25 protein-coding genes, 2 tRNA genes and 1 pseudogene are annotated in these 24,969 nt (G+C 71.9%); 6 read left to right on the plus strand and 22 right to left on the minus strand.

The annotated features are described in order from the left end of the window. Positions 1-62: 62 nt before the first annotated feature. From AC0OLQ_RS00110 to AC0OLQ_RS00190, 17 genes are all read right to left on the minus strand, one after another. A complete protein-coding gene (locus tag AC0OLQ_RS00110; protein ID WP_484529703.1) occupies positions 63-959 on the minus strand; it encodes an NmrA family NAD(P)-binding protein in 897 nt (298 codons plus the stop codon). Beyond that, a complete protein-coding gene (locus tag AC0OLQ_RS00115) occupies positions 956-2,416 on the minus strand; it encodes an alpha/beta fold hydrolase (protein WP_484529704.1) in 1,461 nt (486 codons plus the stop codon). Before AC0OLQ_RS00115 ends, AC0OLQ_RS00110 begins: the two co-directional genes overlap by 4 nt. 34 nt (positions 2,417-2,450) lie before the next feature. Then, positions 2,451-3,563, minus strand: a complete 1,113-nt coding sequence (locus AC0OLQ_RS00120; RefSeq protein ID WP_484529705.1) for a class I SAM-dependent methyltransferase — start codon at positions 3,561-3,563, stop codon at positions 2,451-2,453. A 55-nt stretch (positions 3,564-3,618) separates the two neighbouring features. Next, on the minus strand, positions 3,619-4,830 hold the full coding sequence (locus tag AC0OLQ_RS00125; RefSeq protein ID WP_484529706.1) for a cytochrome P450: 1,212 nt from the start codon (positions 4,828-4,830) through the stop codon (positions 3,619-3,621). A 42-nt stretch (positions 4,831-4,872) separates the two neighbouring features. Then, positions 4,873-6,075, minus strand: a complete 1,203-nt coding sequence (locus tag AC0OLQ_RS00130) for a cytochrome P450 (RefSeq protein ID WP_484529707.1) — start codon at positions 6,073-6,075, stop codon at positions 4,873-4,875. A 134-nt stretch (positions 6,076-6,209) separates the two neighbouring features. After that, a complete protein-coding gene (locus tag AC0OLQ_RS00135) occupies positions 6,210-6,650 on the minus strand; it encodes an SRPBCC family protein (RefSeq protein ID WP_357343687.1) in 441 nt (146 codons plus the stop codon). After that, positions 6,647-6,991 carry an ArsR/SmtB family transcription factor gene (locus tag AC0OLQ_RS00140; protein WP_484529708.1) on the minus strand — a complete coding sequence of 115 codons (345 nt, stop codon included), beginning with the start codon at positions 6,989-6,991 and terminating at the stop codon, positions 6,647-6,649. The genes AC0OLQ_RS00135 and AC0OLQ_RS00140 overlap by 4 nt, the downstream gene beginning before the upstream one ends. A 3-nt stretch (positions 6,992-6,994) precedes the next feature. Beyond that, the gene (locus tag AC0OLQ_RS00145; RefSeq protein WP_091316676.1) at positions 6,995-7,366 is read right to left on the minus strand and encodes a VOC family protein; all 372 of its coding nucleotides are present in this window, start codon (positions 7,364-7,366) and stop codon (positions 6,995-6,997) included. 141 nt (positions 7,367-7,507) lie between these two features. Beyond that, the gene (locus tag AC0OLQ_RS00150; RefSeq protein ID WP_484529709.1) at positions 7,508-8,317 is read right to left on the minus strand and encodes an ABC transporter permease; all 810 of its coding nucleotides are present in this window, start codon (positions 8,315-8,317) and stop codon (positions 7,508-7,510) included. Then, complete coding sequence (locus AC0OLQ_RS00155; protein ID WP_484529710.1) at positions 8,314-9,327, minus strand: ATP-binding cassette domain-containing protein; 1,014 nt, start codon at positions 9,325-9,327, stop codon at positions 8,314-8,316. Before AC0OLQ_RS00155 ends, AC0OLQ_RS00150 begins: the two co-directional genes overlap by 4 nt. Before the next feature lie 112 nt (positions 9,328-9,439). Beyond that, positions 9,440-9,811: a VOC family protein gene (locus tag AC0OLQ_RS00160; RefSeq protein ID WP_357343695.1), complete on the minus strand. Its 372-nt coding sequence runs from the start codon at positions 9,809-9,811 to the stop codon at positions 9,440-9,442. 26 nt (positions 9,812-9,837) lie between these two features. Continuing rightward, complete coding sequence (locus AC0OLQ_RS00165; protein WP_484529711.1) at positions 9,838-12,198, minus strand: xanthine dehydrogenase family protein molybdopterin-binding subunit; 2,361 nt, start codon at positions 12,196-12,198, stop codon at positions 9,838-9,840. Beyond that, on the minus strand, positions 12,195-12,689 hold the full coding sequence (locus AC0OLQ_RS00170; protein WP_357343700.1) for a (2Fe-2S)-binding protein: 495 nt from the start codon (positions 12,687-12,689) through the stop codon (positions 12,195-12,197). The genes AC0OLQ_RS00165 and AC0OLQ_RS00170 overlap by 4 nt, the downstream gene beginning before the upstream one ends. Positions 12,690-12,704: 15 nt before the next feature. After that, on the minus strand, positions 12,705-13,583 hold the full coding sequence (locus AC0OLQ_RS00175; RefSeq protein WP_484529712.1) for an FAD binding domain-containing protein: 879 nt from the start codon (positions 13,581-13,583) through the stop codon (positions 12,705-12,707). 25 nt (positions 13,584-13,608) lie between these two features. Beyond that, positions 13,609-14,658, minus strand: coding sequence for a methyltransferase (locus AC0OLQ_RS00180; protein ID WP_484529713.1), 1,050 nt, complete (start codon positions 14,656-14,658; stop codon positions 13,609-13,611). Between the two features lie 41 nt (positions 14,659-14,699). After that, on the minus strand, positions 14,700-14,837 hold the full coding sequence (locus AC0OLQ_RS00185) for a hypothetical protein (RefSeq protein WP_484529714.1): 138 nt from the start codon (positions 14,835-14,837) through the stop codon (positions 14,700-14,702). Positions 14,838-15,182: 345 nt separating this feature from the next. Then, positions 15,183-16,265 carry a lytic polysaccharide monooxygenase auxiliary activity family 9 protein gene (locus AC0OLQ_RS00190; protein ID WP_484529715.1) on the minus strand — a complete coding sequence of 361 codons (1,083 nt, stop codon included), beginning with the start codon at positions 16,263-16,265 and terminating at the stop codon, positions 15,183-15,185. Between the two features lie 347 nt (positions 16,266-16,612). On the opposite strand from AC0OLQ_RS00190, the gene AC0OLQ_RS00195 reads away from it, so the two are divergent. Then, complete coding sequence (locus tag AC0OLQ_RS00195; protein WP_484529716.1) at positions 16,613-17,506, plus strand: sigma-70 family RNA polymerase sigma factor; 894 nt, start codon at positions 16,613-16,615, stop codon at positions 17,504-17,506. Between the two features lie 64 nt (positions 17,507-17,570). Here AC0OLQ_RS00195 and AC0OLQ_RS00200 read toward each other — a convergent pair whose 3' ends face one another. Further along, positions 17,571-17,930: an ankyrin repeat domain-containing protein gene (locus AC0OLQ_RS00200; RefSeq protein WP_357343713.1), complete on the minus strand. Its 360-nt coding sequence runs from the start codon at positions 17,928-17,930 to the stop codon at positions 17,571-17,573. A 277-nt stretch (positions 17,931-18,207) separates the two neighbouring features. On the opposite strand from AC0OLQ_RS00200, the pseudogene AC0OLQ_RS00205 reads away from it, so the two are divergent. Both AC0OLQ_RS00205 and AC0OLQ_RS00210 read left to right on the plus strand, forming a co-directional pair. After that, positions 18,208-18,330, plus strand: a pseudogene (locus tag AC0OLQ_RS00205) (site-specific integrase); the annotation flags it as partial. Positions 18,331-18,709: 379 nt separating this feature from the next. After that, entirely contained in the window at positions 18,710-19,414 is a 705-nt protein-coding gene (locus tag AC0OLQ_RS00210) for a hypothetical protein (protein WP_484529717.1), read from the plus strand. Between the two features lie 341 nt (positions 19,415-19,755). On the opposite strand, the gene AC0OLQ_RS00215 is transcribed toward AC0OLQ_RS00210, so the two are convergent. Further along, positions 19,756-20,652 (minus strand): IS982 family transposase, encoded by an 897-nt coding sequence (locus AC0OLQ_RS00215; protein WP_484532264.1) that lies wholly within the window; start codon positions 20,650-20,652, stop codon positions 19,756-19,758. A 205-nt stretch (positions 20,653-20,857) separates the two neighbouring features. On the opposite strand from AC0OLQ_RS00215, the gene AC0OLQ_RS00220 reads away from it, so the two are divergent. Both AC0OLQ_RS00220 and AC0OLQ_RS00225 read left to right on the plus strand, forming a co-directional pair. Beyond that, positions 20,858-21,424 (plus strand): hypothetical protein, encoded by a 567-nt coding sequence (locus AC0OLQ_RS00220; protein ID WP_484529718.1) that lies wholly within the window; start codon positions 20,858-20,860, stop codon positions 21,422-21,424. 63 nt (positions 21,425-21,487) lie between these two features. Continuing rightward, complete coding sequence (locus tag AC0OLQ_RS00225) at positions 21,488-22,066, plus strand: tyrosine-type recombinase/integrase (protein WP_484529719.1); 579 nt, start codon at positions 21,488-21,490, stop codon at positions 22,064-22,066. Here the strand turns inward: AC0OLQ_RS00225 and AC0OLQ_RS00230 are convergent. After that, a tRNA-Arg gene (locus tag AC0OLQ_RS00230) sits at positions 22,040-22,112 on the minus strand. The two genes, AC0OLQ_RS00225 and AC0OLQ_RS00230, sit on opposite strands and share 27 nt — an antisense overlap. A 35-nt stretch (positions 22,113-22,147) precedes the next feature. Further along, positions 22,148-22,238 (minus strand) — tRNA-Ser (locus AC0OLQ_RS00235). Positions 22,239-22,371: 133 nt separating this feature from the next. Here AC0OLQ_RS00235 and AC0OLQ_RS00240 point away from each other — a divergent pair. Further along, positions 22,372-24,030: a hypothetical protein gene (locus AC0OLQ_RS00240; RefSeq protein WP_484529720.1), complete on the plus strand. Its 1,659-nt coding sequence runs from the start codon at positions 22,372-22,374 to the stop codon at positions 24,028-24,030. 106 nt (positions 24,031-24,136) lie between these two features. On the opposite strand, the gene AC0OLQ_RS00245 is transcribed toward AC0OLQ_RS00240, so the two are convergent. Beyond that, positions 24,137-24,910 (minus strand): CPBP family intramembrane glutamic endopeptidase, encoded by a 774-nt coding sequence (locus AC0OLQ_RS00245; protein ID WP_484529721.1) that lies wholly within the window; start codon positions 24,908-24,910, stop codon positions 24,137-24,139. Positions 24,911-24,969 lie beyond the last annotated feature (59 nt).

The following is a 24,969-nucleotide window of genomic DNA, read 5'->3' on the forward strand; positions in this document are numbered from 1 at the left end:
GGCTCGACGCGGCAACGAGGAGACCCGGGCGTGTGCCCGGGTCTCCTCGTCGGTCCCGCCCGTCAGCCGGCCCGCCACCCGCCCGGTGGCGGCGCGGCGGCCCGCTGGAAGACGGCCGCGTGCTCGCGGGCGAAGTCGCCCAGCGACCGGGGTTCGGCGCCGGTCAGCCGCCACACGGTGTCGGTGACCGCCTGGACCCGACCGGCGGCGATCAGGTCGTTGAAGACGGCCACGTCCTCGGCGTACCACTCCTCGGCGCCGAACTGCCGCAGCATGGCGGCCACCTGCTCACGGGGCACCGGCAGGTGGCGCACCGGAATCCCGGTCGCCTCGGCCAGCACCTTCGCCGTGTCGTCGAACGAGAGCGCCTCCGGCCCGGACAGCACCAGTGTCTGGTTACGCGCCCAGTCGGGGCAGTCGGTGAGCACGGCCGCCGCGGCGGCCGCCACGTCCCGCGCGTCGACCATCGCCATCCGGCCGTCCCCGGCCGAGCTGCGGATCGCGCCCCCGGCCACCATCCCGAACAGGTTCTGCATGAAGAACGCCAGTTGCAGGACGGTGTGGTCGACCGCGGAGTTCACCAGCAGCGCGTTCGCGTCGCCCTGCCAGACGCCGTGGCGCAGCGGCGACTCCCGGCCGGCGTCCACCACCGACAGCTTCACCACGTGCCGCACCTCGGCCCGTACCGCCGCGTCGATCGCGTTGCGCTCCTGGGTGAGCTGCCCCCGGCTGGTCGCGGTGAGCACGAACAGCCGATCCACCCCGGCCAGCGCGGCATCCAGCTCGGCCGGCCGGTTCAGGTCGCCGGCGACCAGTTCCGCGGTGTCACCGAGCTTCTCCCGGGCGCGCTCGACGTCGCGGACCAGGGCCCGGGGCCGGAAGCCGGCCGCGGCGAGCAGCCGGACCAGCTCCGACCCGACCCGGCCGGTGGCCCCGGTGACCAGGATCGTCCCGCTCATGCCGACTCCTGGTGGTTCTCGACGGTGACGTCCTTCTCGGGCAGCTCGCCGGTGAGCAGGTACCGGGTGGTCAGCTCGTTGACCACCGGGTGCCCGCCGAACGGGAAGAGCTTGTGGCAAGCCGTGTCGGCGGCCAGCACCAGCCGGCTGTTCTCCGGCAGCAGCTCCCGCAGCCGCCAAGCCCCGACCGCCCGGGTGAAGATGTCCGCCTCGGACTGCACCAGCAGGATCGAGCGGGCGCTGTTGCCCGGCCCGATCTCGGTCAGCGGCTCCAGCGGGGAGGTCGGCCAGAAAGCGCCGGCCTTCACCGAGGCCAGGGTCCGCCCGATGAACGGCAGCTCCTCGCCCACACTCGCCATCTCCGCCTCGTACGTGTCCAGGTCGCGCGGCCAGCTCGACTCCCCGCAGAGGATGGCGAGCTGACCGGCCGGGGTGCTGTCCTGACGCTGGTTGACCAGCCCCATCAGCTCGCCGACCGCCGGGCCGGGCACCGGCTCGCCGTGCACCGCGGCCTTCAGCACCGTGCCGAGCAGCGGGTACGTGCGGTCCGCGGTCAGCATCACCACGGTGAAGAACTCCAGCGCGAACCGGTCCAGCGGCATCGGCAGCCCGGGCACGGCCAGCGGCTCCCGCCCGGCCCGCTCCAGCAACTCGTCGTAGCGGGACCGGACCGCCGCCGCGGTGTCACCCAGGCGCAGCTCGCCGTCGCGGGCCGCGGCCCAGCCGCACCAGCGGTTCACCGCCGCCTCGGTGCTGGCCGCGACGTTGAGAAAGAGCCCGCGCCAGGGCCAGTCCGGGCTGAGCACGCTGTCCAGCACCACCCGGTCGGCCCGCTCGCCGAACAGCTGGGTGTAGACCGCGCCCAGGTACGTCCCGTACGACCAGCCGAGGTAGGAGATCCTCTCCTCGCCGAGGGCGGCCCGGACGACGTCCATGTCCCGGGCCACGTTTCGCGTGCTGGCGTAGGGCAGCAGGTCCAGCGCGACGTCGGCGACCTTGGCGGCCACCTTGGACTGGAACCGGATCTCCTCGGTCAGGCTCTGCGGCCGGTGGAAGACCCAGAGCCGCTCCTCGGGCGTCCAGTCCACCTCGATCGGGTGGCTGTCGCCGCTGAACCGGTGGTCGAAGGCGACCAGGTCGAAGCGGTCCAGCACTTCGGCGGGGAGCGCCCCGACGAGCTGCCCGATCAGCGGGATGCCCCGGTTGCCCGGGTCGTCGGGCGCGATCATCAGCACCCCGATCCGCCGCTCGGGGTCGCCGGCGGGCCGGCGGGCCACGGCGATCTCGATGGTGCGCCCGGCGGGATCCCGGTAGTCGAGCGGGACGGTGACCCGGGTGGTCTCCGTCCCGGCCTCGCCCTCGGCCGGCTGCCAGGTCAGCCGCTGCCGGTGGTAGCCGGCCAGGTCGCCCCCGGCCGGCCCCTCGCTGGTCGGGGTACGCAGAACATCGGCGGACATGTGACGTTCTCCCTTCGTCGCCGCGGCTGGCCGGTCAGGCCCGGAGCTCGTAGAGGGTGTTGAACGGACTGGGCTCCAGCAGCTTCTCGACGCTGGCGAAGCCGGCCTCCTCGCACAGCCGGCGCAGCAGCGCGGGCGGCAGCCCCATCAGCCCGGCCGGGTCGGCGGCGCCGGTCGCGAGGCCCTGCGGCACGTGCTGGAGGGTGCTGATCGCGTAGAGCATGCTGCTCACCGGCCCGGCGTTGGCCAGCGGCACGTCCTCGCCATTGGTGGCCAGCAGCAGGAACACCCCGTGCGACTGGAGGGAGCCGCGGATCCGGCGCAGCAGCGCGGCCGGGTCCGGCGCCTCGTGCAGCACGTCGATCGCCAGCACCAGCGCCAGTCCGTCGCCGAGGTCCTCGGCCGAGTCGGCGGTGCTGAACCGGATCCGGTCCGCCACGCCGGCCGCGGCCGCCTCGGCGCGGGCCCGGCGGACGTTGATCTCGACCGGGTCGTACCCGACGAGTTCCAGCTTCGGGAACGCCTGGGCGAGCAGGATCAGCGCCCGGCCGTCGCCGCAGTGCACCTGCGCCACCCGGCCGCCGACGGTGAGCTGCTCGGTGAGGCCGTCCACCGCGACCACCCACTGCGGGACGAGCACCTTGCCGAGCCGGTTGGCGTCCTTGTGCCAGACGGTCTCAAACAGCTCCGCCGGGTACTCCTCGGGGTGCAGCCCGGAGCCGGTGCGGAAGCCCTCGATCACGCCGTCCAGCACCGCCGACAGGGCGGGCATCAGCCGGGCCATGTCGCCGAGGTAGAACGGCCCGTTCTCGTCGCCGAGCGCGGCGGCCGGGCCGGGCGGCAGGGCGTACCGGCCCTCGGCGTCCCGGGTCAGGTAGCCGGCGCTGGCCAGGGCCAGTGCCCACTCGCGGACGTACCGCTCGTGGTTGCCGGTGCGGCGGGCGAGTTCCCCGGCGGTGGCCGGCCCCGAGCGGGCCAGGTCGGCGAAGAGGCCGAGCCGGCTGCCGAGGGCGCACATCACGACCACGCCGGCCGCCGACACGTCGGCGAGGAAACGCTGCATGAAGGCCATCAGCGCGGACATGTCCAACTGCCCCGGCGGGCCGGGCGGCTGCTGGGCTTCGGAGGTCAGGGTGGGCTGGTTCACGGTGATCACCTCGGAGGGGACGGGGCTCGTGGCCGGTCGGTCGGGGCGGGCAGGGTCACCAGTGCACGGGGATCTCGCCCGGGGTCCGGAACGCGGGCACCGGCAGCCACCGGAGCTGGTCCTCGGGCACCGCCAGCCGCAGGCCCGGGAAGTCCCGGGCCAGGCCGGCGAGCAGGGCGGTCAACTCCATCCGCCCGACCGGGGCGCCGAGGCAGTGGTGGATTCCCTGGGCGAAGGTCAGGTGCGGGTTGCGCCGCCGCGCCAGGTCGATCCGGTCCGCGTCGGGGAAGACCGCCTCGTCGAAGTTGGCGGCGTTGAACGAGGGGATCACCGGGTCGCCGGCCGGGATGGTCACGCCGGACAGCTCCACGTCGGCCACCGCGATCCGCACCGAGCCGAGGCCGCCGCCGGCGGACTGGGAGTGCCGGAGCAGCTCCTCGACGGCGGTCGGCACCAGCTCCGGCTCGGCGTGCAGGGCCGGCAGCCGGGCCGGGTCGCGCAGCAGGTTGAGCACCAGGTGCACGATCTCCGCGGTGACCGGCTGGTCGCCCGCGCCGATCAAATCGAAGACCAGCGCGACCAGTTCGTGATCGGCGAGCTGGTCGTCGCCGGTCGGGGCCACCAGGTCGCCGAGCGCGTCCTCGGCCGGCTCCTTGCGCCGGCTCCCGATCAGCCCGGCCAGGTACTGCTGCAGGCCGCCCATCGCCGCCATCTGCTCGTCCGGCGGGACGGCGCCGAAGCTGAACGCGGTGCGGATCCAGCCGGCGAACGGCTCGTACTCGTCGTCCGGCACCCCGAGCACGGTGGCGACCACGGCCAGCGGCAGCGGCCGGGCCACCGCGGCGAGCAGGTCGGCCGGCTGGTCCGCCGCGGCCAGCCGGTCCAGGTGGGCGGCGACGACCCGGTCGACCCGGGGCCGCAGCCGTGCCAGCCGGGCCGGGTCGAAGGCCCGGGCGGCCAGCCGGCGGACCCGGGTGTGGTCCGGCGGGTCGAGGTAGAACAGCGACGGCAGCGGCGGGATCGGCGCCAGCTTCGGCGCGTCCGGGCCGGTCAGCGCGCGGCGACTGAAGCGCTCGTCGCCGAGCACGGTGAGCACGTCGGCGTGCCGGGTGACCAGCCAGGCCCGGTCACCGGTGGGCAGGACGACCTGGGTCACCGGCTCCTCGGCCCGGAGCCGGGCGTACTGCGGCGGCGGCAGGCAGGGGTCGTCCTGCGGGAACGGGAAGGTGGCGTGGCGGGCGCCGGTCGCCTCGGACTGGGTGCTCATGCTGCGGCCTCCATGGTCGGATCGGTTTCTGGCCCCGCCGGATCACCAGGTGACCGGCAGCGCCCGCAGACCTCGGACGAATCCCTCCGTGCTCCAGGCCAGCTCCGCCTCCGGTACGGCGAGCGCCAGCTCCGGGAACCGGTCGAGCAGCCGCCGGACCAACTCCTGGAGCTCGATCCGGGCGAGCTGTGAGCCCAGACAGGCGTGGATGCCGTGGCCGAAGGCGAGGTGCAGGTTCGACTCCCGGTCGAAGTCCAGCTCGTCCGGGTGGTCGAAGGCCCGCGGGTCGCGGTTGGCGACCGAGGAGAACGGGAAGACCGTCTCCCCGGCCCGGATCAGCACGTCGCCGAGCTGCACGTCCTCGGTGGCCACCCGGGGGAAGACCCCGTGCGCGGTCTGCACCGGGATGTAGCGGAGCAGCTCCTCCACGGCGGCGGGCACCAGCTCCGGCCGCTTGCGCAGCTCGGTCAGCTCGTCAGGGTGGGTCAGCAGAGTGTGGACCAGGTTGCCGACCTGTTTCTCCGCGGTCTCGTGCCCGACGACCAGCAGGGTCACCCCGAGGAAGACCAGCTCGTCCTCGCTGAGCCGGTCGGTGCCGTCGCGCGCCGCCACCAGCTCGCTGAGCAGGTCGTCGGTGGGACGCAGCCGGCGCTGCCCGACCAGCCCGGCGATGTAGCGGGAGAGGTGGCCGAGCGCCTCGGCGGTCTCCGCCCGGGTCCGCGTGAAGATCGACATGGCGGTCTCGGACCAGGCGTCGAACTGCGCCCGGTCCTCCTCCGGTACGCCGAGGATCAGGCAGATCACCCGGAGCGGCAGCCGGGCGGCAACCAGCGACATCAGGTCCGCCGGGGCGCCGGCCCGCTCGACGTCGTCCAGCAGCAGGTCGACTTGCCGGCCGATCTCCGGTCGCAGCTGCTCGACCCGGCGCTGGGAGAACGGCTTCGCCACCAGGCGGCGGATCCGGGTGTGGTCGGGCGGATCCATGCTGAGCAGGGACACCTGCGTCATCGGCTGGGGAAACATCCGCGGCAGGTCGGCGCCGAGGATCTTGGCGCGGCTGAACCGGCGGTCGGCCAGCACCGTCCGGTTCGCCGCGTGGTCCAGCACCAGCCAGGCCTCGCCGCCGTACGGGAGGGTCACCCGGGAGACCGGCCGCTCGTGCAGAAGCTGCCGGTACCGCTGGTCGATGGTCAGGCCGACGTCCCGGGTGAACGGGTACGCGGGGGCCGAATCGTCACTGCTCACGGGGCCACCTGCCGTTCCGGCGCGATGCGGGCGGGGACACCGCTTTCGAGATCAGCGGCGTACGGCCACGCTATGCGTCGGCGACGGGGGGAGGCTTCCTCCACCTTGCTCCGGCGGTCAGGCCCGCCGGAGGGTCAGGACTCCTGCTCCAGCACGGTGAGCATGGAGCGCACCACCGAGGAGCGCCAGCCGCTGCCCATGGTGCGGTGGGCGACCGCCTGGAACGGGCTGTCGAGGTCGAAGCCGCTGTGCTCCATCAGCATCCGGGTGCCCCGACCCTCGGGCACCAGCCGCCAGGTGACGACCGAGTCCAGCCCGCTGCCGCTGCGGTCCGCCCAGGTGATCTGGAGCAGCCGTTCCGGCTCGACGGCGAGGACCTCGCAGTGGATGGTGCCGGCGAAGTGCAGCGCCGGCATCGGCTTGGCCTGGAAGGTGAACTGGTGACCGACCACCGGCTTGAAGTCGTTGGGCATCAGCCAGCGGGCCATCAGATCGGGATCCACCAGGATCCGCCACACCTGCGCAGGCGGGTACGGCAGGAACTGGTCGACTTCGATCTTGTCGGGTTCGGTCACACCGACTTCCCCTCGGTCGCGGCCTCCTCGGCGACCAGCGCGGCGAAGTCGCTCATCCGCTCGCGCCAGAACCGCTCGTAGGGGGTGAGCCAGTCACGCAGGTCCATGAGCGGCTCCGGCTCCAGCCGGTAGAGCCGCTTGCGGCCGGCCCGCCGCTCGGTCACCAGGCCGGCATCGCGGAGCACCTTGAGGTGCTCGGAGACGCTGGGACGGCGCATGTCGAACGAGGCGGCCAGATCCTGCACCGACTGCGGGCCGCCCTCGCGCAGCAGCCGGATGAGGTCGCGCCGCACCGGGCTGGCCAGCGCCGCGAAGACGTCCACTCCCGTGGCGGAGGACATGGCTCAACCGCCCGATTCGCGGGTGACGAGGACGAAGCCGTTGCCGTCGGGGTCGACGAAGGTGGCGTCGCGGCCCCACGGCCGGTCGTGCGGGCCGTCGACCGCCACGCCCGCGGCGCGCAGGCGCGCGCAGTCGGCGTCGAGGTCGTTGGTCTCCAACTGGACTCCCTGGAGGTCACCTGGCCCGAAACCGGTGCGACCCGGCACCAGAACGATACCAGTGGCGCCCTTTTCCGGACCCACCTGCAACCAGCGCATCGGCCCCATGGTCAGGTCCTGCACGACCGTCAACCCCAGCACGTCGGCGTAGAACGCCTTCGCCCGGTCCTGGTCCGACACGGAGACCGTGATGAGCCTGATCTGGGTGATGGTCATGGACAGGACGATAGGTAGGAAAATTCCTACCTGTCAACCGAGTGACGCGACTATGGCAGAGGGTGAGAAACGTGACGCCGGTCCGTGCCGTACCGCCACGGGACGGGCGGCACGGCACGGACCATCGCAAGGGGCCGCCGATCAGCGGCTCCGGTAGCGGGCGATGGCCAGGCCCGCGAAGACCACGATCAGAGCGATGATCCAGATCAGCGCCCGGGTGACGTAGTAGCCGGTGCTGTGGCCGAGCAGCGCCTCGGCGGGCGCACCCTGGGTGAGGGTGCGGACCGCGTTGACCACCACCGTCACCGGCTGGTGCTCGGTGAACGCCTGGAGCCAGCCCGGCATGCTGGAGGTCGGCACGAAGGCGCTGGACGCGAAGCTGATCGGCATCACGATGAACGAGATGCCCTGCGCCGCCTGGACGCTGCCGGCCAGCAACCCGACCGCCACGAAGATCCAGACGAAGGCGAACCCGAAGAGCACCAGGAGGCCCAGCGCGCCGAGTGCGGAGGCCCAGTCGGTGTGCACCCGCATCCCCACCGCGAAGGCGATCGCGATGGTGGGGATGAGCACGGCGACGGTCATGGCCAGGTCCGCGAGGACCCGGCCGGTGAGCACGGCGCTGCGCGGCATGGGCAGCGACCGCAGCCGGTCGAAGAGGCCCCCGACGTGGTCCTCGGCCACCCCGAGCGCGGTGCCGATGGTGGCGAACATGATGCCCACCGTGAGCAGCCCGGGCGCCATGAAGTCGACGTAGCGCATCGTGCCGGTGCCGATCGCGCCGCCGAACACGTACCGGAAGATCAGCAGAAACGCCACCGACTGCACGATCCGCAGGATCAGCAGTTGGGGCGTGCGCCGGTAGATGCGCAGGGCACGCCCGGTGAGCACGCCGACGCTGGGCAGAAGGCGGGCGTTGTTGGCCGGGTGCGGCGCGGCCACGGCGGTCATCGGGCACTCCTCGGCACGGTCTCGGGCTCGACGCCCGCGGGGGACTCGGGCGCCCGCGGCTCGCCGCCGCGGGGCTCGCCGGCCGGGGTCGACCCGGTCAGCGACAGGAACACCTCGTCGAGCGTGGGCCGGCGCAGGGCCACGTCCTCGACGTGCACGCCCAGCTCGCTGACCTCCTGCAACGCCTCGCGGAGCCGCTCCGGGCCGGAGTCGACGGCCACCGAGGCCATCAGCGAGCCGTGGTCGACGACCGGCGCCTCGGCGCCGATCCGGGTCAGCGCCCGCACGGCCGGATCGAGATCCTCCCGGTCGCGGACGTGGATCTCCACGATGTCGCGGCCGGCCCGGCTCTTCAGCTCCTTCGCCGTGCCGGAGGCGATCACCTGCCCGTGGTCGATGATCAGGATGGTGTTGGCGAGCCGGTCCGCCTCCTCCAGGTACTGCGTGGTGAGCAGCACGTCGGTGCCCTCGCTGGTGAGCGCCCGGATGGTGTCCCACAGCTCGATCCGGCTCTGCGGGTCGAGCCCGGTGGTGGGCTCGTCGAGGAGCAGCACCTGCGGACGGCCGACCAGGCTGGCGCCCAGGTCGAGCCGGCGCCGCATGCCGCCGGAGTAGGTGCGGACCAGCCGGTCGCCGGCCTCGCCGAGGCGCAGCCGCTCCAGCGTCTCCTCGGCGCTGGCCCGGGCGGTACGCCGGTCCTGGCCGAACAGCCGGGCGATCATCTGGAGGTTCTCCCGCCCGGTCAGCGCGGGCTCGACCGTGGCGTGCTGCCCGGCGAGGCCGATCAGCTGGCGGACCCGCGCCGGCTCGGCCGTGACGTCGATGCCGCAGACCCGCAGCGTGCCGCCGTCCGGCCGGGTGAGCGTGGAGATCATGCGCAGGAAGGTGGTCTTACCGGCCCCGTTGGGGCCGAGGATCGCGGCGACCTGGCCGGACTCCAGACGCACGTCGAGCCCGTTGAGGGCGACGACCTTCCCGAAGGACTTGCTGAGGCCCACGGCCTCGATCATCAATGGCATGGCACTCTCTCAACTGAGGACCGGGAATCCGTCGGGCCGTGCCCGGCTCGGGGCCCCGACCTCGGGGGGAGAGGTCGGGGCGGCCGAGCCGGGGCGCGTCGGCCTACTGGCCGCCGGGCACCGACATGAGGACGAAGCCGTTGCCGTCCAGGTCGGAGAAGTTCGCGTCACGACCCCACGGGCGAGCGTTCGGCCCGTCCACCTTGACGCCGGCGGCGCGCAGGCTCTCGCAGTCGCCGTCGAGGTCGTCGGTGAAGAGCTGGACCCCCTTGAGGCCACCCACGGGCACACCCAGGACGCTCGGCAGCAGCGCGAAGCTGACCGGCGATCCCTTGGGCGCCACCTCGAGCCAGCGCATGGGCCCCATCTGGGAGTCCTGCGACACCTCGAAGCCGAGCTGCTCGACGTAGAACTGCTTGGCGGCGTCCTGGTCGGACACGGGCACGGTGATCAACTTGATTCCCTTGATGCTCATGCCGACGACGATAGGTAGGGAACTTCCTACCTGTCAAGCGGGTCCGAGAGTGTCGCGCCGGCCTTGCGCAGCGCCGCGAGCACGAACGACGGCGTCACCGACTGCTGGGTGATCTCGGTGCCCAACGCGTCGGAGAGCGCGTTGGTGATGGCCGGCGGCGCGCAGATGGCGCCCCCCTCCCCGACCCCCCGACGGTCCGGCGGGCCGGCCCCGGGCTCCGGACCGAGGTGCACGATCTCGATCGGCGGCACGTCCGCCGCGGTGGGCAGCAGATAGTCGCGGAGCGTGCCGGTGAGCGGCCGGGCGGCCTCGTCGTAGTGCAGCCGCTCGTAGAGCACCCCGCCCACCCCCTGCGCGGTGCCGCCGCGGATCTGCCCCTCCACCACGGCCGGATTGATCATCGAGCCGCAGTCCTCGACCACCAGGTAGCGGGTGATCTCCACCTGCCCGGTGCCCGGGTCCACCCGTACCCAGCAGCAGTGGGTGGCCTGGGCGAACCCACCGTCCGCCCCGTCGTAGGTGGCGGTGGCCGCCAGCTCGGTCGGCGTGTCCGGGGGCAGGTAGGCGGGGGCCAGGGAGACCATGCCGGCGAGCTGCACCATGCTCAGCCCGGTGGCCGGCCGCTCCCGCACGTAGACCCGGCCGCCGGCCAGCTCCAGCTCGTCGGCCGGGGCCCCCAGCATGCCGCTGGCCAGGCGGAGCACCTGGTCCCGCACCGCTCGGGCGGCCCGGGCCGCCGCGCCGCTGCCGAAGGTGGCGGCCCGGCTCCCACCGGTGCCCACCATGCTGAACGGGGTGGCGTCGGTGTCCCCGTGCACCACCCGCACGGCGGTGTACGGCAGCCCGAACTCGGCCGCCACCACCTGGGCGAGCGTGGTCTCGTGCCCCTGCCCGTGCGGGATCTGCGAGGTGAACAGGGAGACCTCGCCGGTCGGCTCGACCCGGACCCGGGCAGTCTCCTTGCCGCCGCCGGACATGGCGAGGAACTCGGCGCCGCCCGGCGAGGGCTCGATGAAGGTGGCCAGCCCGAAGCCCAGCACCTCGCCCCGCTCCCGGGCACGCCGCTGCTCGGCCCGGAACCGGGTCAGGTCGGCCAGCTCCAGCGCCCGCTCCAGGGTGGCCGGCGCCCGCGTCCCGTCCAGCCGCCACCCGGCCGCCGTCCGGTACGGCTGCTCGGCCGGGGTGACCAGGTTACGGCGCCGGATCTCCTCCGGAGCCAGCCCCAGCTCACCGGCGACGATGTCGAGCAGCACCTCGCGGGCCCAGGTCTCCACCGCCCAGGGACCCCGGTACGCCACGTACGGCCCCTTGTTGGTGCAGACCGTGCTGACCTCGAAGTCGTACGCGGGAACCCGGTAGGGACCGGGGATCAGCAGCCGCAGCGCCAGGGTGAAGAACGCCGGGTTCATCGGGATGACCGAGTACGCCCCGATGTCCATGACCAGCTTCGCCCGCAGCCCGAGCAGGGTGCCGTCGGCCCGGACCGCCGCCTCCAGGTGCAGCGACTCGTCCCGGGCGTGCCCGCCGACCAGCAGGTTCTCCCGGCGGTCCTCGATCCACCGCACCGGCCGGCCGGTGCGCACCGCCGCGGCGCAGACCAGCAGGTCCTCCCGGGTGATCCCCCACTTCGAGCCGAACGAGCCGCCCATGTCGGGCACCACCACCCGCACCCGATGCGGCGGCAGCCGCAGGTGCGCCGCGAGCACCATCCGCATCAGGTGCGGCGCGTGCGCGCTGGCGTGGTACGTCAGCTCGCCGCCGGCCGGCTCGTGGACCGCCAGCCCGCCCCGGGTCTCCAGCGGGGCGGCCATGTACCGGTGCTGCCGCAGCGTCCGGCCGATCACCCGGTCCGCGCTGCGGAAGGCGCCGTCCACGTCGCCGTACCGCGCGGAGTCGTGGTACGGCACGTTGCCCGGCGCCACGTCGTACAGGGCCGGGGCGGCCGGGTCGAGGGCGGTGGCCACGTCCGGCATCGGGGGCAGTTCGTCGTACCGGACCTCGATCAGCTCCAGCGCGTCCTCGGCCAGGTAGCGGCTCTCCGCCACCACCATGGCCACCGGGTCGCCGACCAGCCGGACCCGGTCGTCGGCCAGCGCGGTGTGCACGAGCTGGGTCATCCCGGGGATCGAGGCGTCGAAGCGGACCGGGCCGAGCGTCCCGGCGAGATCCGCCGCGGTGAACACGGCGATCACCCCGGGGGCGGTCCGGGCGGCCGAGGCGTCCACGGTGATCCGGGCGTGCGGGACGGTGCTGCGCAGGAACGCCGCGTGCGCCAGGTGCGGGGCGGTCAGGTCGGCCACGTACCGGCCCCGGCCGGTGAGCAGGCGCGGGTCCTCGATCCGCCGGGCCGGGCTGCCGATCCGGCCCTCCTCGGGCTCCCCGGTCATCGCGCCGCTCCTTCCGGCGCGGCCGGCCGGCGCCGCTCCGCGGCGGCGAGACGGACCGCGGCCACGATGCTCTGGTAGCCGGTGCAGCGGCAGATGTTGCCAGCGAGCGCGCCCCGGATGTCGGCCTCGTCCGGGTCCGGGTCGTCGGCGAGCAGGCCGTGCGCGGCCAGCAGCATGCCCGGGGTGCAGAAGCCGCACTGCAGCGCGTGGCACCGGCGGAAGGCGTCCTGCACCGGATCCAGCTCACCCGGGGCGGCCAGCCCTTCGACCGTCGTGATCTCGTGGCCCCGGGCCTGCACCGCGAAGAGCAGGCAGGCGTAGACCGGCTCGCCGTCGAGCAGCACCGTGCAGGCCCCGCAGGCGCCCTGCTCGCAGCCGACGTGCGTACCGGTCAGCCCGAGCTCCTCGCGGAGGAAGTCGGCCAGCGTCCGGCGCGGCTCGACCCGGCCCTCCCGGCGTACCCCGTTCACCATCAGCTCGACGGACTCCATGCGTCGCTCCCCAGGTCAGTGCGTCGGGTCGGCGCGGCGCGCCGCGTCGGACAGGGCCCGCCGGACCAGCGTCACGAGGACCTCGCGGCGGTACCCGGCGTCGGCCTGGACGTCGCCGACCGGCTCGACCTCACCGGCGACGCCGGCCGCGGCCTCGGCGATCGCGTCGGCGTCGAGCGGTCCGTCGCGCAGCGCCCGCTCCACGCCGGGCACGCGGCGCGGCGCCGGGCCGCCGCCCAGCACCGCAACCCGGGCGTACGCGCATTCGCCGTCGACGCCCCGGCCGAGCACCACGGCGGCGCCGGCCAGCGCGAAGTCCCGCGACCGGCGGCCCAGTTCGTGGAAGCCGTACCCGGCGCCGGCCGGCGGCACCGGGAACCGGACCCGGGTCAGCACCTCGCCCGGCCGCAGCCCGGTGCCTCCGGTGGCGGGGTAAAAGTCCCCGGCCGCGCTCTCGCGCTCCGCCCCGCCGATGCCGGCGAGGACCAGGGTGGCGTCCAGGGCGAGCGCGACGGCGGGCAGTTCGGCGGCGGGGTGGCCGAGCGCCAGGCTGCCGCCGACGGTGCCGCGGTTGCGCACCTGCGGATGGCCGATCCGGCCGACCGCCACGGCGAGCAGCGGCAACCGGGTCGCCACCACGGGGGACCGCTCGACGGCCCGCTGCCGGGTGAGCGCGCCGACGGTCACCGCGTCCGGCTCGTCGCGAATCCCGGCCAGCCCGGCCACCTCATTGAGGTCGACCAGCACCCGGGGCCGGGCCAGCCGCAGCGCCATGAGCGGCACCAGGCTCTGCCCGCCGGCGATCAGCGTGGCGTCCGGGCCGTGGCGGGCGAGGAGGTCGTGCACCTCGGCGAGGCTCGTCGGGGCGTGGTGGTCGAAGGGCGCGGCCTTCACGCGCCACCTCCCTCGGCTCGGCCGGTCAGTCCTCGGCGCGGCAGGTCTCCAGGATGCTGTGCGTGGAGGCGGTGGGGAGGATCCGGACCAGCTCCAGGCCGGCCCGGTCGAACACGTCGCGGAACTCCTGCTCGGTCCGCTCGTAGCCGCCGGGGGTGTTGAGCCGCACCCACATGCCGGCCATCAGGTACTTCAGCGGGCGGCGCGGCGGCGCGGGCACCAGGTGGGCGGCGACCAGGATCCGGCCCGACGGCGGCAGCACCTCGCGGACCTTGCGCAGGATCTCCACCGACTCGTCGTCGCTCCAGTCGTGCAGCACCTGCTTGAGCACGTACGCGTCGGCGCCCGGCGGCACCCGGTCGAAGAAGCTGCCGCCCGTGCAGGTGTAGCGGTCGGCGACGGCGCTGCCGGCGACCCGCGCCCGGGCCCGCTCCACCACGGGCGGCAGGTCGAACAGGACGCCCTCGATCCCCGGGTGCTTGAGCAGGATCTTCTCCAGGAAGGTGCCCTCGCCACCGCCGAGGTCGACGATCGTCTTGACCCCCTCGAAGTCGTACGCGTCGACGATCGCGTCGTCCTTCGGGCCGGAGAAGATGGTCTGGGCACGGCTGAACACCGCGTACTGGTCGCGGTTGGCCGTCATGTAGTCCCAGATGTCCCGGCCGAAGACGTGCTCGAACGCGGGCTGCCCGGTCCGGATGGTGTGCAGCACCTCGGCCGGCTCCCACACCTTCCAGGCCCACTCGGCCCCGAGCATTTCGGCGATGCCGTGCAGGGAGTTCGGCGCGTCGCTGATCAGGCAGCGCGACTCCTCGGTGTGCGCGAACACCCCCGGCTCGACCTCCTGGAAGATCGACTCGCTGGTCAGCGCGCGCATGAAGAGCAGCAGCACATCCCGGTCACCGCCCACCTCGGCGGCCAACTCGTCGATCGGCTTCGGACCGTCCCGGAGCCGGTCGGGCAGATCGAGGCCGGCCGTCGCCACCTGGATGCAGACCGAGGTCAACCGGCCGAGCAGCTTCTCCAGCACGGTCACCGACACGGGGGGCGCGAACTGCTGCTGTGAGTTTTCCATGGCTCGGCCTCCCGTTGCCCGTCGGCTGCGTCGCACTCAAGCTATCCAGGCGGGACGTACCGGATCTTCTTCTCGGTTGCTGGAAAGGTGTCCAGGCTCAGCTCGGGCGACGCTGGAGCCGCCCAGAACCCGAAGCCGGCCAACAGCCCGGCCAGCACCAGGTAGAACGCTCCAGCCACTGGAACGACCAGTACCGGCAGGTCGGCTGGTACGCGATCGCCACGTGCACGTCATGCTTCGCTAGGCGGACCGCGGTGTCCCCGATCGCCTCGCTGGCACTGGCCGTGCTGGTCGGCTCGGCGCTGCGGCATCTGCCCACCCGGTGGGGCTGGGGCATCGCGGCCGGCGGCCTCGCCGTCATCCTCGCCTGCTGGATCACCGGCGGCCTCCGGGCCGTCGCGGTGATGGGCACCCTGGCCTGGCTCGGCACCGTCGCGACCGGCGCGTCGATGCGCGGGCCAGTTCCAGGGCCGACACCGAACGGGGGTGGCGCTGGTTGGGCGCCACCCCCGTCACGGGTGCTGTTACCTGGCTGTGCAGGTGAGGGTGGGTGCGGAGTTGGTGCCGCTCCACGAACCGTTGAATCCGAAGGTCGTGCTGCTGTTGGCGCCCAAGGTGCCGTTGTGACTGGCGTTCGCGGCGGTGACCGACGATCCGTTCGAGGTTATCGACGCGTTCCAGAAGTTGGTGATGCGCTGACCGTTGGGCCACGTCCAGCTCACCGTCCACCCGGAGATGGCGGTGTTCCCGGCCCGTACGGTGACCTCGGCGCCGAAGCCACCGGACCATTCGCTGGCCTTGCGGTAGGTGGCGGTGCAGGCACCGTTGCCGGTCGGCGGCGGGGTGGTCGGAGGCGGAGTGCTGGGCGGCGGAGTGGTCGGAGGCGGAGTGGTCGGAGGCGGAGTGGTCGGAGGCGGAGTGATGGGCGGCGGGGTGCCGCCACCGCCGAAGATCACATCACTGCAGAGGTAGTACGACTGGTCGAGGTGGGACGCCTGCCAGATCGTGTAGACGACGTGCCGTCCGGTGCGGCTGCCCGCGTTCACCTGAGCCTCGTAGAGGCCGGTGGTCGGGTAGCTGCCGGTGCGGAGCACCAGTTCCAGGCTGCCCCAGGTGAGGGGTTGGGTGGTCGGGTCGAAGCCCTGCTTGGTGATGTAGACCAACAGGTAGTCGGCACCGTGCTTGGCGCCGTCGGTCAGCGTCAGGGTGAAGTTGTTCGGCATCGGCTTCGCGGTCCACGCGCCGACCGCGTCGACCGAGGCGTACAGGCCGTTCTGGGTGCGGCCGCCGCTGCACAGCTGCCCGTCCGGGATCGCGGCCTGGTGGTTGCCGCCGACGTTCTCGCGGAACAGGCCGTTCCAGTTCCACATCGTGTTCGGGTTGGCCTGCCAGGCCTGGTAGCACATCGGGTCGGTCTGGGCCATGGTCGGGTTGAGATGGTCGGAACCCCAGCGCTCCCAGCATCCATAGTTGCGGGACGGCGGGTTGGTGACGGATCCGTGCGCCGAGGCCGGGCCGGCCTGGTTGACGACGACCATCGTGAACGCGGCGACGAGCACGGTGACCGCGCCAAGTCCCAGACGGCGTGCTGTTCGTGAGAATTTCATCGATGCTCCGGTTGATCCGCCGACGCAGGTGTGTCGCTCGCCGGGATGCCCAACCCGGAGAGGCAAGCGTCGATCGATGTGAACGATCTCGATGGAGCAGGCGGTATGGCTGCGCCTGCCTGCTCCCGCTGGCGGCTCCCAACCAGGAGGGTACTAGAGAAATCGAGACAAGCGAATCTTTCCGGAAGTCGCCCCAGAGGCCGCGAATCGCCACGCCGCGACGAAACCCCCGTCTGCGTCAGCGCGGCGTTGAACGCGAGGGTCACGGTGAGCCGGGCCAGGCGTGTCACATTCGCCGTGTCTGAGGGTTCACTTCTGTGAGCACTGGCGATGGGATGGTGTGACCGATGGATGAGCATGAGTGGCTGGGCGCGCGCTTCGAGCAGCACCGACCTCGGCTGCGGGCGGTGGCCTACCGAATGCTCGGTTCGCTGGCTGACGTGGACGATGCTGTTCAGGATGCCTGGCTACGGCTGAGTCGGTCCGACGCGGAGCAGATCGACAACCTCGGCGGATGGTTGACCACTGTCGTCGCCCGGGAGTGCCTGCATGTGTTGCGCTCCCGCCGACGCCACCGGGAGGATCCGTTCGCCGCGCACCTGCCCGACCTGGTTGTCATCCCGGACGGGGACCTCGGCCCTGAGCAGGAGGCGTTGCTGGCCGACTCGGTGAGCTTGGCCCTGCTCGTCGTGCTCGACCAGCTCACTCCTGCTGAACGGTTGGCGTTCGTGCTGCACGACATGTTCGAACTGCCCTTCGAGGAGGTCGCCGGCATCGTGGGCCGCACCCCGGCCGCCGCGCGGCAACTCGCCAGCCGGGCACGACGCCGAGTGAACGGTGCCGAGATCCCATCACCCGACCCGGATCTGGCGCGCCAGCGGCAGGTCGTCCGTGCCTTCTACGCGGCTGCGTGGAACGGCGACTTCGACGCCCTCGTCCAGGTCCTCGACCCCGACGTCGTCCTGCGCACCGACTTCGGCACCACCCGGCCGCCAACCGTCGTCCGCGGCGCGCCAGCAGTGGCCAAGCAGGCCCGCGCCCCACGTGGTGGCCAACTGCGCCCCGCCCTGGTCAACGGCGCGATCGGAACGTTGATCACCCGCGACGGGCGGCCGTTCTCAGTCATGGCCTTCACCGTCGCGGGCAACAAGATCGTCAGGATCGACGTTGTCCGCGACCCCGACCGCGTCCACCGCCTCGCGTCCGCCTTCCTCCACCTGACCGAGCGAACAGGGCGGTGAATGGCGAGCGCGCCCTACTTCGACGAGCCTGGGGCCTGATGCCGCGCCGCCCGGTCACGCGGTATCAGGCCAGGGATTCGAGATATTTCTGGGTTTCCCGCTTCTTGAAATACTGTGCCCAGCCCGCCGGCTGCGCATTGAACCCAGGTTCGCGGGCGGTGTGGTCGGCACCGTGCTCGACCAGCAGGCGCGCGATCGACAGCTCGCCAGCCGCCGCCGCATAGTGCAAGGCGGTCGCGCCGTCGGCCGTTACACCGTTGACGTCGAAGCCATGCTCGATCAGCAGCCGGACCGTTGACCAGTTGCGAGCCTCGGCCATCCGCGTAACCAGGTCTGCGTGCCGATCGCGCAGCCCGGGATCGGCGGCCAGCATCGACCGCATCGTCGCTTCGTCGGCGGCCTCGGCGGCGTCTTTGAACTGCATTGCGTCCTCCTCGCGTGGTTGCACTCGTACCTATGAGCCCAGACCACGAGCCGATGTGACAGGGCGAGGTGCTCGAACGCCTGCTGCCCCTCGTAGCTTCAGGATCTCCGGGCCACACCCTGGTCCTCATCGCCGGCAGGCATCGGTCCGTCCGCACATGCGTCCCGCACAACGGAGGCAGCTCGACGGACCACACGCGCCAGCCCCCGTCGTCCCTGCGCAGCTTCCACCGCCACGGATGGTCTGAGCCCGCGAGAATGTGCGGGCCATCCCACCGCACCCACGGGTGGCGATGCAGATCCTGCGGCAGGCCGATTTCAAGGTCACGATGGAGATCTACACCAGGGTCAGCTCCAAGCAGACCCGTGAGGCGCTGAAGCGCCTCGGCGACCGAATGAACGGCACGGAGTCGGCATCACCGCTGCTGTACTTTGCTGCTGTACCGCATGGCAAATGGGCCGTCTCGGTTTCCCGAAAACGACCCGTCACCTGCTGTGCGCCCGAAGGGACTCGAACCCCTAACCTTCTGATCCGTAGATTCCCAAGACCACTCCGCAGCCGTTCGGCAACGTCCGCGTCGCCCTGGTCGCCGCGCTCTCGGCAACTGGATCGGTCCGGGCTCGTCCGGAACGGTTCGCCCCGATGGCTCCCAAAACGTCCCGCATCCGCCGACACCTGCCTCGTCTCCCGGCTAGCTCGTGCCAGCGTTCATCTAGTGGCGGCCGTTGGCGTCGTGCTGGGGTCAGGCTGGAGTCAAAGATCTGTGCCAGAATCGGCCGATGCACAAGATCCCAGGCTATGAAGACGACCCCTTGGTCGATGGGGTGTACCTGGTAGACGAGCCACTGTTCTGGGCGAGCCATTTGTTGCAATGCACCAACGGCGTCGAAGAGCCGCTGTGTGCGGGATTCGGGGTCAGCAAGGCCGACCTCTTGCAGTTCTTCGAACGGGTCAGCGATGAGCGCCAGTGGCCAGTGCTGTCAGTCCCGCTCTCGGCAGGGCACCTGCTCCATGTCATCTACCGCAACCTTCCCGGGGAAGGAGGGTACGACTACCTGCTGCACCGTCCTGAATGGAAGGCGACAGTCCCCTTGGCAACGGTCGAAGGTTGCTTCAGGGGACCTGGGCTGTGCTGGCCAGAGTTGCTCGCCGTCGCGCATACGGCGGCCGAAGCCGGATCGACCCCGCGCCTTGACCCCCACACCTTCCTTCTGTTGTTGCCGATCATGAGCGACGCGGAACTCCCCTTAGACGCGGACGACGTCCTCGCTGCGATGTTGACCGCCTGCGGCGCCGCTGGAGACACCGGGGCGCTGGCCCGCACCCTCCTTGAGAAGCAAGGCTGCTGGGGTCCGCAGCATTGGACTCTGACCCCGGCCGGGCGGGTCAGCGAGACTAGGCACGCGTTCCGCCGCCCTGGGGCTATGTCGCCAGACACGTTGGCTCAGGTCAGCTTGCTGCTCGGGCCCGGTGGCAACGCTTGACAACCGCGCTGCTGCGGCGGATCTCCTCGTCGGGCAGTCGTAGACCGTCCAGCCTCCCCGGACGGGGACAAGGTGGAGCGCCTCACCAGCCGAACGACCTTGGCCCCGTCCGGGGAGGCTGGTAGCCCTTGTGGTGCCCGGCGAGGTGATCCGCTCCCGGCCGATCTCTGAGGAGGGCCGGGGTTCGGGGCAGCGCCCCGAGGTCTTCAAGGTTCTGGTCGTCCTCATGCGTGGCCGGCCGGCCCGGCCGATGCCGGCCGGAGGTCGCCAGCAGGCCGGGGCCGGGCCGGCGCGGCCCGCTTTGCGGGCCGCCTTGATCTAGACGAGTGATTCCGAATTGATCAGTGGTCGTACGCGATCAAGGAACGCTTGACGGGTGCGTTGGTCCGCCAGTTGTGCCAGATCGCTGCGGCCATCGCGAGGAGCCGCTGCGCGACGCGCGCGAACACTCCGGCCGGGGTGCGCCCACCGTGTCCTTCCAGGTTGAGCTGGCCTTTCAGGGTGTCGTTGACCGACTCGATCCACTGCCGGACACCGGCGAGGTTGCCGAAGCGGCGTTGCTCGTCCTTGCGGTCCGGGCGGGCCAGCAGCACCCCGACCTGCTCGGCGGCGTACCGATCGATCTGCTTGCCGGACAGGCCCTTGTCCGCCAACACCACCATGCCGCTGCACAGCGAGCCCAGTTCGCGGGCGTGAGCCAGCAACTCCTCGGCCACCTCCCGCTCTCCGATCTTGGGGTTGGCCAGGCACCACGCCACCGGCATTCCCTCGGCGGTGGTCATCAGGTACAGCTTCAACCCCCAGTACCAGCGCGAATGGGAGGCGCAGTAGCCGTACCCGGCGATCTCTGCCAACGCCGAACGCTGCACGGTGGGCCGAGACGTGCCGCACGGGACCGGGGTGGCATCCAGCAACCGCAGGTCGTCGCGCCACGACGGGCACAGCGTGGCCAGGTACAGCGTGGCCCGGCAGATCAGCGGCGCGGCGGCCTTGACCCGCTTGTGGTATCCGGGTTGTTTGGGCAGGTACGGGAACAGATGCCCGAGCCGGCCGTAGCACAGGCGCAGCCAATGGTGCTCCGAGCGGGCACCCAGCAGCACCTGGGCCACAGCCAGGCATACCAGCTCGGAGTCGGACAGCCGCTTGGGTCGGCCCGGCCCACGTCGGTGCGGCGGGATGACGTGGTCGTCGATCAGGACGTACAGTGCGGTCAAGAGGGTGTCGAGGTCTGTCTTCACAAACAACCATCGATGCCCTCTCTTCTTGTGCTGGTCAACCCGCCACGCCGCCCAACCCAGAGTTGGGAATCACTCGTCTAGTACAGGCCAATTCGGCAGTTGCACACGGGCGGGCAGAGCAGCGACGATCTCGCAGAGTTGCCAGCGTCCTGCAGCAGGATCCGGAAGATTCCGACGAACTGACCGAGGGCCAGCATGAGGAGTCATGACCAACCGAGGTTTGGGAAGTAGGACCTACCGTCGCTCAGACCTATTGCCGTATGTCATTGGCGCGCTGGTTGCTCCGGTCTTCGTTGTCGCGATGGTCGTGCACATGACAGGGCATCCGCAGCCAGAATACGGGCTTGCGCTGTCGCTGGTGTTTTCCTTCGGTGGACTGTGCTTTGCCTACTTTGGCGGACCGGCCGCCACGTTCACGGTGCTACCCGACTCCATCCGGGTGGCCAACCCCTTCGTCCTATACGAGGTGCCCAGGCACCGTTTCGAAGGCTTCGACACGCTGGAGAACGTGGCCGTGCGCATGCTGGTGCACGGGTGTCGGCCGATCAGCGTCCGAGCGGTCCTACCCGGGCTGACCGCCGCCCACAGCAGACGACGGCTGCTACGGAATCTCAGGGTCCTGGAGAGCTGTCTCGACGATGTTCCTCAGCGGCCGTCATCCGGCGAGACGACAAAGCGCCTGCGGCTGGGAAATATCGCGGTGCTGGCAACGGCCTTGGTAGGGTTCTTCGCCGTCGCCTGGTATGTGGTTGCAAACCACGGCCTGCGGTAGTCACTTCATGGGCTCGGCGTCCAATTCCCAGATGGCCACCGCTCACGGATTCACTGCCATAGCATGTGGTGGCACTTGACATATCCGGCGAGCAGCGTCAGGCGCTTGCGTACTAACGGGCAGCTTCGTCTGTGGCGTCGGTCGCGGTATCGATCGCAAGGTCTGCGCTGGGAAGTGGTTGCGTCTGATCCCAAGCCTGTAGCCGGTCCGCCGTGTCGCCAGTTGCCCTGGCCATCGGGCACTGCAACCGACGGAGCGGGAGGTGGCCGGCGACCGCTGGCGGGACCACGGGTTGCTGTTCACCACGAAGATCGGCATTTCGAGCAGTTGTGCGAGCGGGCGGCAGTTCGCCGTATTCGCGTGCACGATCTGCGTCATTCGTGCGCGACGCTGCTTTACGACCAGGGTGTGCCGCTGGAACGGACTCAGGACGTGCTCGGGCACAGCTCCCCGACCGTCACCAAGTCGATCTACGTGGAGGCCACGCGCCGGGTCAGCAGGACGCCGTGGACCGGCTCGGCTTCCTGCTCGACGCGTAGGCGTAGGGGTCAGCCGTGCGGTCAACACGATCAAGGGCCGGTCTCCCGTGACAGGAAACCGGCCCTTGACCTGCTGTGCGCCCGAAGGGACTCGAACCCCTAACCTTCTGATCCGTAGTCAGATGCTCTATCCGTTGAGCTACGGGCGCCTGCTGCTCGGCCAGTCTACACACCGGCTTTCGCGCGGAGACTCCGGGATTCGAACCCGGGAGGGGCTTTAAGACCCCAACCGCATTAGCAGTGCGGCGCCATAGACCAGACTAGGCGAAGTCTCCCTGGTGGCCCGGAGACCACCGCGCCCGAGGATACAGGCCCACACCCACCCGGAGCAAAGCGACTACCGGGAAGCGCCCATCCCCTGCGTTTTCACCGTGTGCCATGTCACGCCCGGGTCTACGCTCCATCGATATGCAGGAGCAGCCGCCGAGCGATCCGCCCCGTCGCGAGCCCGCCGCCAAGGCCCCGCGGAGCCGCTCCCCCCGACCGACCTTCACCCCGCCGCCCACGCCGGAGCCCGCTCCCGACGTGGCGGGCGACGCACCGCCGCCTCCCCGGCGGGTCAAGGCCGCCCCGATCGTCCTCTTCCAGCCACCCGACCCCGCGCAGACCACGCTGCCGGCCGCCGACGGGCCGGCGGCCCCCCGCCCGCGCCCGCCCGCCGAGGTCGCCGCCGGCACCGATCCGGGTACGCCGACGGTCGCGCCGCCACCGGCCACCGCCGCTGCCGATGAGCCGGTGATCGAGGAGGCCCCGAAGCGCCCCCGCCGCGCGCCCGCGGCAAAGAAGGCCACGCCGGCGAAGAAGACCGCGCCGGCGAAGAAGGACACGTCGGCGAAGAAGGACAAGTCGGCGAAACCCGCCGCCGCGGTCGAGGCTCCGACGGCGCCCCAGATAGCGGTGCCCGTGGAGACCGAGGTGCCTGAGGCGATCGAGGCGCCCGAGGCGACCCTGGCCGGACCAGGGGCGGCAGAGCCGGCCGAGGCAACGCCGGGAACCGCCGCGCTGCCGCGCGCCGGCCGGGCGCGGAAGAGCACCAAGGTCACCCCGGCGAAGAAGACCGCCCCGACGAAGCCGGCACCCGCTCGGCGGGCGTCCGCCGCGCCGACCGACGTTCAGTCGGAGGCTGGCGCGCCCGCCCTCGCCCAGGGCACCACGGAACCCGCGCAGGTCCCGACCGAACCGGCTGCCACCCCGGTCCCGGCGGAGCCCACTGCCGCTGAGGTCCCAGCGGAACCGGCCACCGCAGAGACCGAGCCCGCTGCGGCGGAACCCGCAACCGCGCAGATCGCGGTCCAACCCGTCGCCGGACAGACCTCGACCGAACCCGCTGCCGTGCAGGCCGATCAGCCGGAGCCGCAGGCCAAGGACGAGCCGGCAGCGACCGCCGCCGGGGAGATCGTTCCCGTGCTGACCGCTCAGGTCAGCCCACAGGCGGAGAAGCACGGCTGGCGGGCGGTCGCCGCGGGCGTACTCGATCATCCGGGCTTCGCGCCCGAACTGCTGGCCCTCGCCGCGGTGGACGCCCTCGGGCCGCGCGCCGCCGACTGGGTGGAGCGGACCCGCGACGCCTACCCGGACGCGGACGCCGACGGGCTGGCCCGGCTGGTGACCCGGCGGTTCGTCCGGCTCGCCGGCACGGGCGGCGCGCTCGCGGCGGGCGCCGGGCTGTTCGCGCCGGTGGCGGAGCTCACGGCGGTGCTCTGGACCCAGGCCAATCTGGTGCTTCACCTGGCCGCCGTCTACGGCCGGGACCCGGCGCATCCGGACCGGGTGGCCGAGCTGCTGGTGCTGACGCAGGTACACCCGGACGCCGGCACCGCCCGCGCCGCGCTGGACGCGGCCCGCTCGGCGGGCGCTCCGGCGGAGGGGCCGTGGTCCCGGGCCGCCGAGGGGGCCTGGCGACTGGCCACCCCGCTGGTGGCGCAGGCCGCCGGCTGGCTGGGGCTGCGGCTGGCCGCCCGGCTGCTCCCCGGCGCGGCAGCCCTCGCCGCCGCGACGGGTGACGCGGCGGCCACCGAACGCCTGGCCGCCCGCGCAATCACCCTCTACCGCCCACCCCGCTCCTGACCGCTGCGCGATCTTGCGGTGTGGGCCCGCGTCCTGCGCCTTTCGTCCCTTCTGTCGGGGCATCAAAGTGCAAGATCGCGGGCTCGGTCGGCCTTGGTGAGGGCGGTCAGAGCCAGCTGAACCAGGACTTGGGCAGGAGGGCGTAGCCGACGAAGGCGACCACGTCGAGCAGCGTGTGCGCGACGATCAGCGGTCCCACCCGCCGGGTGCGCAGGTAGAACAGGCCGAACACCACGCCCATCACGGCGTTGCCGAGGAACGCGCCGAAGCCCTGGTAGAGGTGGTACGAGCCGCGCAGCAGGGCACTCGCCGCGAGCACCGCGCCGAACCGCCACTGGAGCTGCCGCAGCCGGGTGACCAGGTAGCCGACCACGATTACCTCCTCCAGCACGGCGTTCTGCACGGCGGCCAGGATCAGCACCGGCACCGCCCACCAGAGGGGCGGCAGCGCGGCCGGCACCAGGGTGGCGTTGATCCCGAGCTGGGCGGCCGCCCAGAACAGGGCCAGCCCGGGCAGACCGATCAGCGCCGCCAGGCCCGCGCCCCGGGCCAGGTCCGACCCGGGCCGGGTGAGGTCGGCGCCGAGCGCCCGCGCTGGGTCGCCGGGGTCGCGCGCCAGCAGGTGTACGGCGAGCAGCACCGGCAGCAGCGCGAAGAGGATCCCGAGGAGCTGGTACGTCAGGTCGAGGTATGGCCGGGCCGACGCGGAGGTGTTCAGCGAGGCGGTCTGCTTCGACAGCCCACCCGTGGCGGTCAGCTTGGCGACCAGCGAGACCAGGGCGTACACGGCCGACTGGCCGAGGGAGAGGCCGAGCACGAGCAGCGTCTCGGTGCCCAGGGTCCGGCGGGATACCGGGCGGGTGAGCTCGTCAACCGTCACCGGACCACTGTGCCGCACTCCGGGGGCGGTCGGCACGTCCGGCGGCCAGGTGAGCCGAT

Source organism: Micromonospora sp. Utrum1 (assembly GCF_057197805.1).

Coding starts and splice junctions, on each gene's coding strand:
- AC0OLQ_RS00110 (WP_484529703.1), bottom strand. CDS start 959: ATGAGCGGGACGATCCTGGTCACCGGGGCCACCGGCCGGGTCGGGTCG.
- AC0OLQ_RS00115 (WP_484529704.1), bottom strand. CDS start 2,416: ATGTCCGCCGATGTTCTGCGTACCCCGACCAGCGAGGGGCCGGCCGGG.
- AC0OLQ_RS00125 (WP_484529706.1), bottom strand. CDS start 4,830: ATGAGCACCCAGTCCGAGGCGACCGGCGCCCGCCACGCCACCTTCCCG.
- AC0OLQ_RS00140 (WP_484529708.1), bottom strand. CDS start 6,991: ATGTCCTCCGCCACGGGAGTGGACGTCTTCGCGGCGCTGGCCAGCCCG.
- AC0OLQ_RS00145 (WP_091316676.1), bottom strand. CDS start 7,366: ATGACCATCACCCAGATCAGGCTCATCACGGTCTCCGTGTCGGACCAG.
- AC0OLQ_RS00150 (WP_484529709.1), bottom strand. CDS start 8,317: ATGACCGCCGTGGCCGCGCCGCACCCGGCCAACAACGCCCGCCTTCTG.
- AC0OLQ_RS00155 (WP_484529710.1), bottom strand. CDS start 9,327: ATGATCGAGGCCGTGGGCCTCAGCAAGTCCTTCGGGAAGGTCGTCGCC.
- AC0OLQ_RS00160 (WP_357343695.1), bottom strand. CDS start 9,811: ATGAGCATCAAGGGAATCAAGTTGATCACCGTGCCCGTGTCCGACCAG.
- AC0OLQ_RS00165 (WP_484529711.1), bottom strand. CDS start 12,198: ATGACCGGGGAGCCCGAGGAGGGCCGGATCGGCAGCCCGGCCCGGCGG.
- AC0OLQ_RS00170 (WP_357343700.1), bottom strand. CDS start 12,689: ATGGAGTCCGTCGAGCTGATGGTGAACGGGGTACGCCGGGAGGGCCGG.
- AC0OLQ_RS00180 (WP_484529713.1), bottom strand. CDS start 14,658: ATGGAAAACTCACAGCAGCAGTTCGCGCCCCCCGTGTCGGTGACCGTG.
- AC0OLQ_RS00190 (WP_484529715.1), bottom strand. CDS start 16,265: ATGAAATTCTCACGAACAGCACGCCGTCTGGGACTTGGCGCGGTCACC.
- AC0OLQ_RS00195 (WP_484529716.1), top strand. CDS start 16,613: ATGGATGAGCATGAGTGGCTGGGCGCGCGCTTCGAGCAGCACCGACCT.
- AC0OLQ_RS00200 (WP_357343713.1), bottom strand. CDS start 17,930: ATGCAGTTCAAAGACGCCGCCGAGGCCGCCGACGAAGCGACGATGCGG.
- AC0OLQ_RS00210 (WP_484529717.1), top strand. CDS start 18,710: ATGCACAAGATCCCAGGCTATGAAGACGACCCCTTGGTCGATGGGGTG.
- AC0OLQ_RS00220 (WP_484529718.1), top strand. CDS start 20,858: ATGACCAACCGAGGTTTGGGAAGTAGGACCTACCGTCGCTCAGACCTA.
- AC0OLQ_RS00225 (WP_484529719.1), top strand. CDS start 21,488: ATGTGGTGGCACTTGACATATCCGGCGAGCAGCGTCAGGCGCTTGCGT.
- AC0OLQ_RS00240 (WP_484529720.1), top strand. CDS start 22,372: ATGCAGGAGCAGCCGCCGAGCGATCCGCCCCGTCGCGAGCCCGCCGCC.